At 41.2% G+C, this 12,174-nt stretch carries 14 protein-coding genes; all 14 read right to left on the bottom strand.

What is annotated here, in order from left to right; translation table 11 throughout:
- Window positions 1-138 precede the first annotated feature (138 nt).
- The 14 genes from QZ334_RS04305 to QZ334_RS04370 all read right to left on the bottom strand — a co-directional run bounded on the left by QZ334_RS04305 (window position 139) and on the right by QZ334_RS04370 (window position 12,109).
- Window positions 139-555, bottom strand: coding sequence for a hypothetical protein (locus QZ334_RS04305; RefSeq protein ID WP_024049304.1), 417 nt, complete (start codon window positions 553-555; stop codon window positions 139-141).
- Window positions 556-560: 5 nt separating this feature from the next.
- On the bottom strand, window positions 561-947 hold the full coding sequence (locus tag QZ334_RS04310; protein WP_178885431.1) for a hypothetical protein: 387 nt from the start codon (window positions 945-947) through the stop codon (window positions 561-563).
- A gap of 344 nt (window positions 948-1,291) precedes the next feature.
- Window positions 1,292-1,720 (bottom strand): hypothetical protein, encoded by a 429-nt coding sequence (locus QZ334_RS04315; RefSeq protein WP_178885434.1) that lies wholly within the window; start codon window positions 1,718-1,720, stop codon window positions 1,292-1,294.
- Window positions 1,721-2,019: 299 nt separating this feature from the next.
- The gene (locus QZ334_RS04320) at window positions 2,020-2,481 is read right to left on the bottom strand and encodes a helix-turn-helix domain-containing protein (protein WP_005385599.1); all 462 of its coding nucleotides are present in this window, start codon (window positions 2,479-2,481) and stop codon (window positions 2,020-2,022) included.
- Between the two features lie 92 nt (window positions 2,482-2,573).
- Window positions 2,574-3,878, bottom strand: a complete 1,305-nt coding sequence (gene hemL, locus QZ334_RS04325; RefSeq protein WP_119206329.1) for a glutamate-1-semialdehyde 2,1-aminomutase — start codon at window positions 3,876-3,878, stop codon at window positions 2,574-2,576.
- A 9-nt stretch (window positions 3,879-3,887) separates the two neighbouring features.
- Entirely contained in the window at window positions 3,888-4,862 is a 975-nt protein-coding gene (gene hemB, locus QZ334_RS04330; RefSeq protein ID WP_039969007.1) for a porphobilinogen synthase, read from the bottom strand.
- A gap of 9 nt (window positions 4,863-4,871) precedes the next feature.
- Entirely contained in the window at window positions 4,872-6,380 is a 1,509-nt protein-coding gene (cobA, locus tag QZ334_RS04335) for a uroporphyrinogen-III C-methyltransferase (protein WP_195186587.1), read from the bottom strand.
- The gene (gene hemC / locus QZ334_RS04340; RefSeq protein ID WP_024066659.1) at window positions 6,377-7,315 is read right to left on the bottom strand and encodes a hydroxymethylbilane synthase; all 939 of its coding nucleotides are present in this window, start codon (window positions 7,313-7,315) and stop codon (window positions 6,377-6,379) included. Before hemC ends, cobA begins: the two co-directional genes overlap by 4 nt.
- A gap of 4 nt (window positions 7,316-7,319) precedes the next feature.
- Window positions 7,320-8,591 carry a glutamyl-tRNA reductase gene (hemA, locus tag QZ334_RS04345; protein WP_295232250.1) on the bottom strand — a complete coding sequence of 424 codons (1,272 nt, stop codon included), beginning with the start codon at window positions 8,589-8,591 and terminating at the stop codon, window positions 7,320-7,322.
- Window positions 8,560-9,207 carry a precorrin-2 dehydrogenase/sirohydrochlorin ferrochelatase family protein gene (locus QZ334_RS04350; RefSeq protein ID WP_295232253.1) on the bottom strand — a complete coding sequence of 216 codons (648 nt, stop codon included), beginning with the start codon at window positions 9,205-9,207 and terminating at the stop codon, window positions 8,560-8,562. The genes hemA and QZ334_RS04350 overlap by 32 nt, the downstream gene beginning before the upstream one ends.
- A 57-nt stretch (window positions 9,208-9,264) precedes the next feature.
- On the bottom strand, window positions 9,265-10,050 hold the full coding sequence (locus QZ334_RS04355) for an RNA-binding protein (protein WP_295232256.1): 786 nt from the start codon (window positions 10,048-10,050) through the stop codon (window positions 9,265-9,267).
- A gap of 2 nt (window positions 10,051-10,052) precedes the next feature.
- On the bottom strand, window positions 10,053-10,847 hold the full coding sequence (proC, locus tag QZ334_RS04360) for a pyrroline-5-carboxylate reductase (protein WP_287292804.1): 795 nt from the start codon (window positions 10,845-10,847) through the stop codon (window positions 10,053-10,055).
- Window positions 10,848-10,873: 26 nt separating this feature from the next.
- Window positions 10,874-11,371, bottom strand: a complete 498-nt coding sequence (locus tag QZ334_RS04365) for a cell division protein SepF (protein ID WP_295232262.1) — start codon at window positions 11,369-11,371, stop codon at window positions 10,874-10,876.
- A 51-nt stretch (window positions 11,372-11,422) separates the two neighbouring features.
- The gene (locus tag QZ334_RS04370; protein ID WP_295232264.1) at window positions 11,423-12,109 is read right to left on the bottom strand and encodes a YggS family pyridoxal phosphate-dependent enzyme; all 687 of its coding nucleotides are present in this window, start codon (window positions 12,107-12,109) and stop codon (window positions 11,423-11,425) included.
- Window positions 12,110-12,174: the final 65 nt, after the last annotated feature.

Raw genomic sequence — 12,174 nt, forward strand, 5'->3', positions numbered from 1 at the left:
ATACTACATAAGATACGCCCAGCGTTCATAATCTCTTCTAACTCAACTAATACATTTCTGAATAACTTTACCTATATAACTATTCATTAATTATTACGATTAGCACATAACTAATAGTATGGATTCCATTTGTAAAAGTTAGTAATAATATACAATCATAAATTCATTCATGTTAATAGGTTTTACAGATAATTTTAATACTTCTCCACTAGTTTCTTTTTTAAATGTATTAGCCTCTATTTGCTGCCATCCATTTAAAGCTAAAGATTTTTCTATTGTATCCATATTACTATTACTTACTGCATCAACAATAAAATAAGGTCTAACACTACCAATTTCATATTTAAAAGGATAGATGGCATTGATAGTAAAATGCTCACGATGATCAAAACTTTTATATTCATTCCAAATAAGAGCTTGTCTACCAGAATAAATGGATTCCAATGTATTATCTATTTTCTCTAATACAAGAGCACCACTAAATGAGCCTATGATTATTCCTACTACAAATATAATTATTTTTAATTTATTAATAACAACCCTATCGAAAACCATCTTTATCAATCCACCATTTTATATTTAATTCGTATAAAGTCTTCTTTCAACTGGACTCTAATACTATTGGTATTAAGACCTTCACTAATTTTGTCCTTATTATCATTTATATCAGCTAAGAATCTACTCTGATTATACTTTGCCTTAAAGTCAGTATAGTCAGAATTCTTCACCATAAACTTATCACCAATGCGAGTCCAGTTTATCTCATCAATCAAATCCTCTTTGTAGAAAGAATATCCATATCTGATTAATGCAGAAGAGTTGTCATTATAATGATAATATCGAGTAGTGATACCAACAATTATAATTAGTATAAAGGCTACTACAATACCACCAAACATATATTTAAATAAATTTGCCCCAAGTTCTTTCAATAAACTTATTCGCATATATCTTTATTACATCCTTACCCTTCTATAATATAATCTTCCATTATACCTATCAAAATCTCTATTAATATACCAATCTCTATTATCCCCATGAGTATATACCAAACAACAGAATAAATTGTTTTAAATTTCATCCCTCAAAGTCCTTTATATTGCCTATATACTAGATTTATCTAGTAGGGTTGCTAACAAACTAGCCACCAAGCAAAAACAGCGAAAAAATATTTCCTAATATGCTAATTATTAGTATTATCTTTTTCCTCAACTACTAATCAACCCCTGCTTGCATTTGGAGTTCTACTTATGCATTAGTTGTTGAGATAGTACAATTTTGCCACCCATAATTAATTTCTTTTTTGTAATATTAAAGTCACTTTATCAGAGCCTCGTTCTTTAAATAGTTCGAGATAAATATTAGTATCATAATCATGTCCAACAATACGATTCTTGTTAATCTCATTCCAGCCTATATTTTGTTTTGAAAGTATTCCTTTAACATCATCAATTGTAAGTGAGTCGTACGTAATTTCAAGATTATTATTTTGATAGGCTCGACCAGATGCATAGTATTCTTCACTTATTTTTTTCACAGATATATCTTCTAGTTTTTGCTCGTATAATTGAAGGCTTTGCATTTGCTCCGGCCTTTTAATATATGCATTTAAAGACATAGCTCCTATTAATAAAAACCAAAACAAAGCAAAACCAATATAAAATTTAACCGTAAAAGGTGTTCGATCTAATATAGATTTTACACCGCTCCATACTTTCATAATGTCTCCTATACGATCAGTTAATATTCAATTCACTTCTATATTTCAATTATATATTAAACCAACTTATATCACCAATGAATATTTTAATATTGTTATCTTTTATTTATTTTTATAGTTAGCCTAAAAAAATGCCAAAGCGGTAGCACATGCATTTACACTATAGTAATACAAAAGCACCATCTACCTAGGTCCGACTTATGTGTCGTTTCCCCTTAAGATAGATGGTGCTTTTATGATTGTTCTAATTAAGTTCTTCAAATAAACAGGTTCCACTCAATCTACAATGTAATATAACACTACTTTATATTTCGTCGTGCCGCTAAGCTACCAGCGCTGCTAGCTAGGCCCGCTCGATTGATATGTGGGTTCCCATGTTTGTACGTTTTTGGCTTGCTACTTTTATCTTCTACCTTTGATTTCTCAAATTTAGTAAATAGATTGTCTAGCTCGCGCAAGAGCGCACGTTTTTGTGAGTCTTTCAACTCGAATACTTCACCTTTATAGGCAATGTATTTATTTTTGAGTACAGGACTGAGATCATAGATGGGCTCGTGTTGTTCTCCATTTACATCTAGCAGCTCATCCAAGGTCAATCCATAATAGCGAGACAGGGCACAGAGTGTATCTAAATCTGGTTCGCGATACCCTGTTTCGTAATTTGAAAGCGCCGCATTACTGATACCTACGGCCTTTGCTACTTCGATTTGGCTTTTGCCCATGCGCACGCGAGCACGCTTTAAGTTCTTATAAAACTGCATGTTCATCACCTACATCGATACATAAACAACTACAAACTATATACTTTTATAATAATGTATCACTGATTTTTATAGTAGTGTATCACTAATTTTTATAGTAGTGTATCACTGATTTTTTTGAAAGCTTCATCAGCTACAGCCAATGTGCGTTCGATTTCACTGCTCTTATGGCAGATAGATACGAAGTTACTTTCATAAGGGCTTGGCGCATAGTAAATACCATGGCTCAAGTTATGGTGGAAGAACATTTTAAATTGTTCTTCGTTGCAAGATGCTGCATCATCAAAGTTCTTAACTGGTTTATCAGTGAAGAAGATGGTGAACATGGAGCCTACCCGTTGTACTACAACAGGCACATTGTATTGAGCTGCCAAGCGTTCAAAGCCTTCACAAAGGGCGATGGTTGCATCTTCTACTTGTTTAAAAATTGTTGGGTCTCGTTGCAAAATGGAAAGTGTTGCCAAACCAGAGGTTACGGCAATTGGGTTACCGCTCAATGTACCAGCTTGATAAATAGGACCAGCTGGTGCAATTTGGTTCATAATCTCACGAGCGCCGCCAAATACAGCAAGTGGCATGCCACCACCAACGATTTTACCAAGGCAAGTAAGATCTGGTTTAATATTGTAACGTTTTTGAGCACCGCCGCTGCTAGCGCGGAAACCACACATAACTTCGTCAAAGATCAATAATGCACCGTGAGCTTTAGTCACTTCGCGCAAGGTTTCAAGGAAGCCTGGTTCTGGAGGCACACAGCCCATGTTGCCTGCTACAGGTTCTACGATGATAGCCGCAATAGTATCGCCGATTTCGTCGAATAATTTGCGAACTGCATCAGAGTCATTGTACGGCAATGTTATGGTATTTTCTGCTACACCTTGAGGTACACCAGGGCTATCTGGCACGCCAAAGGTAGCGAGGCCAGAGCCAGCTTTTACCAAAAGCGCATCACTATGACCATGGTAACAGCCCACGAATTTTACGATGCGGTCGCGACCAGTATAACCACGAGCTACACGCAAGGCACTCATAGTAGCCTCAGTACCAGAGTTAACTAGGCGGATAACCTCCATAGATGGCATGAAGGCTTGTACCTTTTTAGCCAATTCTGTTTCTAGTAGTGTAGGCGCACCATAACTAGTGCCGCGAGGAATCGCCTCTTGCAGGCTTGCGATAACCTCAGGGTTCGCATGGCCCAAAATCATAGGGCCCCAGCTCAACACATAGTCGATGTATTCGTTGTTGTCGATATCATAAATACGGCTGCCGCTAGCACTGCTGATAAACGGAGGGTTAGAACCTACACTGCGGTAGGAACGAACCGGACTGTTTACGCCACCGGGCATATAACGTTTAGCCTCTTCAAAGGCCTTTTCAGATTTACCGAGTTGGAACATGGTTTCTCCTTACTTTTGTAACCATTTAGCAATATCTATAGCATGGTACGTAATGATAATTTTAGCACCGGCGCGCTTCATAGAAAGCATTGTTTCCATAACGAGGCGTTCTTCGTCGATAAGACCAGCCGCTGCAGCGGATTTAACCATCGCATATTCGCCAGATACATTGTATACAGCTACAGGTAATTCATAGCGATCACGTGTTTCACGAACGATATCCAAATAGGACAAGGCTGGTTTAATCATGATAATATCTGCACCTTCAGCGATATCGAGTTCAATTTCTCTGAAAGCTTCCAATCGATTAGCTGGGTCCATTTGATAGGACTTGCGGTCCCCAAATTTAGGTGCAGAGTTAACAGCACCACGGAACGGACCATAGTACGCAGATGCGTATTTTGCGGCATAGCTCATGATGGATACATTTGTATACCCTGCCGCATCAAGGGCTTCACGGATAGCACCTACACGGCCGTCCATCATATCGGATGGAGCCACCATATGGGCACCTGCTTCTGCTTGACTTACCGCTACTTTACAAAGCAATGGCAATGTTTCATCATTTAAGATTTCATGATCATCAATCATGCCGCAATGGCCTGTTGTTGTGTATTGGCACAAGCAAACATCAGCTACCACCAATAAGTTTGGCACAGCTGCACGGATAGCTTTAATAGCTTGTTGTACAGGTTGGGACATATCCCATGCAGAGGAACCTTGTTCATCCTTATATGTAGGAATACCGAAGATTTCTACCCCAAGAATACCAAGATCATATACCTCTTGAGCCATTTTTACAGCTTCATCAACGGATAAGTGGTATTGGCCTGGCAACGTATCGATTTCTTTTTTGATACCTTCACCAGGAACGATAAATAATGGATAAATTAAATCAGTTACGTCGAGTGTCGTTTCCCGTACCAAATCACGCATTTCTGGATTGATACGCAAGCGGCGAGGACGGTATGTTAAATCGTACATGTAATCCTCCTAAATGTCCTTTACAATAGCATTTACCAAGCCATCAGTTGTATATACATCGCTGATGACAGCAGGTTTAAGACCTGCACTCATAGCTGTAGCGGCTGTGATAGGTCCGATGCAAGCAATCTTAGTATTGCCTAATAGTTTCAATGCATCATCGCCCAATAATTGGATTGTATTAGTTACTGTAGAGGAACTTGTAAACGTAATGTAGTCTACAGTACCTTCAGTCAATGCATTGATTAATGCTTCTTGTTGAGATGTATCTTGTGTAGTTTCATATAAACGCAAGATATCTACATCTATATCGTGATGACGCAAGGAGCGTGGAATTACATCGCGAGCTACTTTTGGTTGGATGAGCAATACAGAATCGCCTGCTTTTAGTTCTTCTTCAAGAGCCTCTACAGCGGATTCAGCTTTGTAGTCTACAGGAATAATATCTGGAACGATACCGTATTTTTGAAGTTCACGAGCTGTAGCGCAGCCGATTGCTGCTACTTTAGAGTTACCTAAAGCACGTGTATCCTTGCCTTCGTTATAAAGTGCATCGAAGAAGTAACGAACCCCTTCACCAGATGTGAATACGATGCATTGATATTGTTTTGTATTATTGATGATACGACGATCTTCATCAAACAACTCCAATGGAGATGTTTTAATCGCTGCCGCTTCTACTACATTAGCACCTTGATCTGCTAATTTTTCGCGGAATGCACTAGCTTGGGAGCGAGCGCGTGTAACTACAATAGTTTTACCGAATAACGGTTTATTATCGAACCATTGTAATTTTTCACGAAGGTTAACTACATCGCCTACTACGATGATAGCTGGCGCTTTTAGTTGTGCCTTTTCTACGTCTTCTACTACATGTTCAAGGGTAGATACGAGAACTTCTTGAATCGTTTTTGTACCCCAACGAACAAGCGCTACTGGTGTAGAAGCTGGGCGTCCATGAGCCATCAATTTTTCTGCAATGGTAGGTAAATTGCCAACACCCATTACAAAGCAAAGTGTATCAACGGCTGTAGCAAGGCCTTCCCAATGAATGCCAGATACGGCTTTAGTTGGATCCTCATGACCGGTTACAACAGCAAAGGATGTAGCCATAGCGCGTTGTGTTACAGGAATACCTGCATAAGCAGGGGCTGCAATTGGAGATGTTACGCCTGGTACGAATTCAAATGGTACACCAGCTTCCCCAAGAGCCATAGCCTCTTCACCACCGCGACCGAACACGAGTGGGTCGCCGCCTTTTAAGCGTGCAACGATTTTACCTTCTTTACCTTTTTGAACTAATAGCTCATTAATTTCCCATTGGTGCATTGTGTGATCTTTACATTGTTTACCAGCGTAAATCAACTCTGCATCTGGGCGAGCCCATTCTAACAAATGAGCATCTGCTAAATAGTCATATACAATTACATCTGCTTTTTCAATACATTCGCGACCTTTTACAGTAATGAGTTTAACATCGCCAGGGCCTGCACCGATTAGATATACCATACCTGTCATTTTATGATTCCTTCCTCTATGAGAGCATCCACAATATGTTTGCCCCCTTCTTCATATAAGGCTTTCGCAAGATTTTTACCAAGAATTTCAGCTTTTTTTGCTGGGCCAGAAATTTCTCCTTCGTATACCGTTTTACCGTCGAGGGAGGCAATCATGGCCTTTAAGGTCAATTGACCTTTATTAATAGTACCATGTACCCCCATAGGCACTTGGCAACCACCATTTAACTGACGCAAGAAGCCGCGTTCCCCTTCAACAGCATAGCGTGTAGCTTCGTCGTTAATAGGAGCTAGCATTTCAAGCATTTCCGTATCGTCAGCACGACACTCGATAGCAAGTGCCCCTTGACCAACAGCAGGAATCATTTCATCGGCTTTAAATACTTGGGTAATTTGATCATCTAAGCCCAACCGTTTAAGACCGGCTTGTGCCAAGATTACGCCATCTAGTTTTTCTGTTTCAATCTTGCTCAAACGAGTTTGTACATTACCGCGGATAACCTCGACCTTAAGGTCAGGACGGACATGTAATAATTGCGCTTGACGACGCAAGCTACTTGTACCGACGCGAGCACCTTGAGGCAATTTATCTAATGTTTTATACACGGGGCTCACAAGCGCATCGTAAGGCACTTCACGAGCAGAGATAGCACCAAGAGTTAGCCCTTCCGGCAACTCTGTAGGCATATCTTTCAAGCTATGTACGGCGATATCAATGTCGCCTTTATGCATGGCCTCTTCTAGCTCAGCAGTAAATAAACCTTTACCACCAACTTGAGCCAGTGGTTTTTCCAAGATACGGTCTCCTTTTGTATTAAAGTGAACTAGCTCGACCGTAATGTTTGGGTACAGACGTTGTAACTCTGCACTAATATGTTCAGCCTGCCATAGGGCAAGGGCACTTTTTCGCGTGCCGATTCGAATATGGTCTCTCATGGCCTTAGCCTTCTTTCTCAAGATTAAACATATCTTTGAATAAATCCCAGTACAAACCTTCTTCCTCTGTACCAGCGATTTCGTTAAAGTGAATCATCGGTTCACGCAACATTTTGCGGATGATCATGCGACTCATAGAGTCCATAATGCGACGCTCCTTATCTGAAATATCAGGCAATTTCGCTAATGCGCGATGTAACTCACGACGGCGAATGCGTTCTGCTTTTTCTGTGAGCAATGCCATCATAGGACGCACCGTTAAATAACTCAATTTATCTAATAACTCTTCAATAGCATCGTGAATGATTGGTTCCGCATGACGAGCTTCCTCTTCGCGCTGTGCCTTATTCTCTTCGACTACACTTTCAAGAGAGTCGATATTAAATAGGTAAATACCTTCCATATCTGCTACGCCGGGATCGATATCGCGTGGTACCGCAATATCAATCATAACGATTGGCTCACCTTTGCGAAGGGAGGTAATTTTCTTTGCTTCACGCTCAGTAATAATATAGTGCGGCGCCCCTGTAGATGTAATGAGGATATCCGCATCTTTAGCGTAATCTACAAAGTGATCTAGCTTAACAGCTTTACCATTAAATCGCTCAGCTAAAGCCTCTGCCTTGGTAAAGGTTCTATTAGATACGAAAATCGTTTTTACGCCCTTTGCTTGTAGGTGCGTTGCGGTCAACTCGCTCATTGTACCAGCACCTAAGATGAGTACCGTCGCCTCAGATAATGGTTTATCTAGGCTGTCCTCCGCAAGGTTAACAGCAGTGTAGCTAACGGATACAGGCGTATTAGCAATACCTGTGTTCGTCCGTACCTTTTTACCAACACTAATAGCGCGTTGAAATAAGATATTAAAAATTGTGCCTGTACAACCTGCGCTATAAGCCTGAATATAAGCCCCTTTTAATTGGCTCAAAATTTGACCTTCCCCCAATACAAGGGAATCAAGACTTGCAGATACACGGAATAGATGTTCAATGCAATCGCGCTCTTCATAGAAGAAAAACGCATCTTCATCGATGTGGTCGGCACCTTTTAAATCCTTTAACACGGCCAACATATATTCTTTAGGGAACTCTACACCTTCTAAGGCCGCATAGATTTCAGTTCTATTGCATGTAGACAAAATAACGCATTCTGCTACACAGTCGAATTCATAGAGGCGGTTCAATGCTGAAGCGACCTCGTCCTTATCAAACGAGAAACGTTCACGCACCGCAACAGCAGCACTTCTATGATTTAGACCTAATACCACTAATTTCATGGTCAAGTTTCTCCTCTATAGTCATCCACTCTCCCTTGAGAATGGCTTCAAATGTTTCTACAGTCAGATGGTTTCGCCAAAATTTCTGTCGAGCCTCTGGAGTAGGAAGTAGTAACTTTACTTCTTCTCTAAATATTTTAAGTCTAGGCATAGCCTTTTGCAACTGACCATAACGATTCATCATATCTTGCCTTATGAGGCGATTGATACGAGGCCCTACGTTATTAGCGCTAATAGCAATATGAAGATCGCCTAGTTCAAGGGATGAAGGCACAGTAAATCTGCACGCTCTAGGGTCATCACTTCGATTAGTCCAAACGCGGTGTTTTTTCCCCATATCATATAACGTATCGTTTAATTCGCCATTATCTGTGCAGATAAAGAACAAACTGCTCGTTATAATGTGGTGTTCATCGTCCATTGTGAAAGCACGGTCGTACCAGGTGATACGATTATCCTTTGACCATTGGCAAATCCTATCTGTTACAGTGGGAGCAATTACGACAATGTTGCACGGCTCATCAATAAAGAGCTGCATTCGTCGCTCTGCCACCTCTCCGCCGCCTACGAATAGGATTGTATCTTCTGTTGTAGATTGAAATGTTATGGATACCATGGTTGTCCTACTATATGTAAAAAAATCGGCTTGATGGTCAAGCCGATTTTCAATTGCCTACATGAATCGTTTCAGATATACGCCGATACGCCCCTTACGAGATGTACCTGTAATGGCTTCTACCTTCATTCGGCCACGACCACGCATAGAGATCACATCCCCTTCTTTAACTTCTTGGGATGCCCCCTTAGCTGGTTGCCAGTTTACTTGCAATAATCCTGCATTTATAGCGCTTACCAATTTAGTACGAGACACGCTAAAACCAGAACTTGCCACCGAATCTAAGCGCAATGAAGCAACTGTAGTGCGGACTTCTTTAATTTTTTCTTCTTTTGGTGCAATATCTGATAGGTCAATAGCCTCTACAGATACGGAAACCATAGCAATTTTTGTGAAGTTTTGAATCACGAAGTCTGCTATGCTTTCATCCACCAAAATTTGAGCGCCCCCTTGTTGAACGATAACGTCCCCAAATTTGGAGCGATCAATGCCGAGCCCCATCAAGGAACCAAGCACATCGCGATGGGTAAGCAATCGGAACCGTGGGTCCCAATTTACCTTAAGGGCGCGAATACCCATATCCACAGTACCATTAAAGTCGCTATCTACAAAGGCGATGCGGATACGTTCCGCCCCTTCATAGCCACCGTCTGTCTTAACGATAAGCTGTGGGTAGTTAGCCTTGATTGCGTCTGCAATGACAAGGCCTGCAGGGCTCGTAAAGTCCGCCACGCGATAAGGGCGACCTTTTACAACCTGCTCAGCCAAGTCTAGCATACGGCGAGCTTCCTCACCACTGCCACTGGCTTCAAAATATCGTATTAATTTACTAGTATCTGCCAAAATTATTTCCCCAATTCATTCGACCGAGCAAGACATGCTACTACGCCGTCTTGGAGAGCACTGCGAAGTCCACCTTTTTCCATGGCACCAATACCGGCAATGGTCGTGCCACCTGGACTTGTTACTTGATCTCGTAGTACTGCTGGATGATTGCCACTTTCAAGAGCCATCTTACCAGCACCATACATCGTTTGAGCTGCTGCCTTGATTGCCAAGTGACGAGGCAATCCAATGCGAACGCCCGCATCAGCTAAAGCATCAAGAATGACGAACATATAGCCAGGACCTGCACCAGATAGTGCGCCTAAGCGATCTAAATCAGCTTCACTTACCACGGCCACTTCGCCGACAGCCTCAAACAAGGCTTGCACAGCGCGACCTAAGTCTGTATGTACATCATCCCCAGCAAGAGCCGTCATACCTGCACCGATAGAAGCCGGTGTATTTGGCATAGCTCTAAACCAGTTAGCTTGTGGAATCGCTGCATCTAGAGTATCTAAGGTAATACCTGCAGCAACGGAAATCATAACAGTCCCATAAGGTACTTCTTTTAACGTCTCTAATACAGATGGTAACACTTGTGGTTTTACGGCCAACAAAATGGTATTGTACTCATTTACATCAGGCAATGTAGTAAAACCTACTACACCGAGCTCCTCAGTTAGAGCCTTACATTGTTCTTCACGACGCACGAGAATGTGTGTATCACTTGCTTTCAACACGCCATGCTGTAATGCACCGCGCAATAGAGCGCCACCCATTGAGCCAACGCCTATACATAGGGTTTTACCTAACATCGTTGTCACCACCATTTATAGAGAAATTATTTATTGTCCCAAGTGTATTCGTTTTGCTCAGTTTTGTTGCTGTCATTATCAGAATAATCAATGGAAATGTTTACAGGTACACACATGAAAATGTCTTTACCTACTTTTTCCAATTTGCCATCCAATGCAAAAGTCGCACCAGATACGAAGTCCACAATACGAGCTGCTTCATGAGGATCTGTATTTTCAAAGTTAATCAATACAGGACGCATGTCGCGCAATTGATGTGTAATATTTTCAGAGTCTTCAAATACTTTTGGTTCAATTACAACTACTTTCATAGCTGTTGGACGTTGTGTCATCGTAGATTGGCCTCCTACCTTGCGTGGATGAAATTCAGATGCGCCGGATACTGGAGCTACTGGAGCTACTGGTGTAGGTTCCGCTTCATATTCCTCTTCATCTTCATAGTCATAATCATCATATTCATAGTCATCATCATTTTTGCCTAAGAATAAGTTTTTTGCTTTGTCTAAATAATCTCCCAATGCCATTTGGATTTCCTCCTAATACTTAACGCTATCGATTATCAGGCAACCCGAGCCTTAATCATACACACGTTCCCCAAAAATTGCTGTGCCTACACGAACGATGTTAGCCCCTTCTTCCAAAGCGACTTCAAAGTCGTGAGTCATCCCCATAGATAAATATTGAATCTGCCCCTCTTCAAAGTAGCCCTTCATATCCTCATACAAGGCATTTGCTACGCGGAAGATTGGACGTGCTTCCTCTGGATCGTCGAAAAATGGCGCCATACACATCAAGCCCCGTACACGTACATGAGGCAATGTCTTTGCATAGTCTCGAATATCAGGAAACTCCTCTACGGACATACCCGTTTTGGAGGCTTCTCGAGCTACATTGACTTGCAATAATACGTCTTGCACCTTGTCGTGCTTTGTAGCGACCTTTTCGATTTCATCTAGTAATTTACGGCTGTCTACAGAATGAATTAAATCAAACATAGGCACCGCTTGACGCACCTTGTTGACCTGTAAATGACCAATCAAGTGCCATGTTAACTGTGGACCTTTATAGGTAAGCTGTTTTTCTTTAGCCTCTTGTACTCGATTTTCCCCCACATGAGTCACACCGAGACGAGCCACCTCTTCCACCGCCGATACAGGGTGGTTCTTAGTAACAGCTACCAATAGTGCTGTATCTACGCGACCAACGCGCGCCATAGCATCTGCCATGCGCTGCTGTATTGCGTGTAGGGATTCTTCAATCATGTGATCCCCCTTCAATCTATATTTAAAAATCATAAAATATATTTGTATAGACTATTCTATTATAT

The sequence above is a fragment of the Veillonella sp. genome (genome assembly GCF_019414865.1).
Taxonomy (GTDB): domain Bacteria; phylum Bacillota; class Negativicutes; order Veillonellales; family Veillonellaceae; genus Veillonella.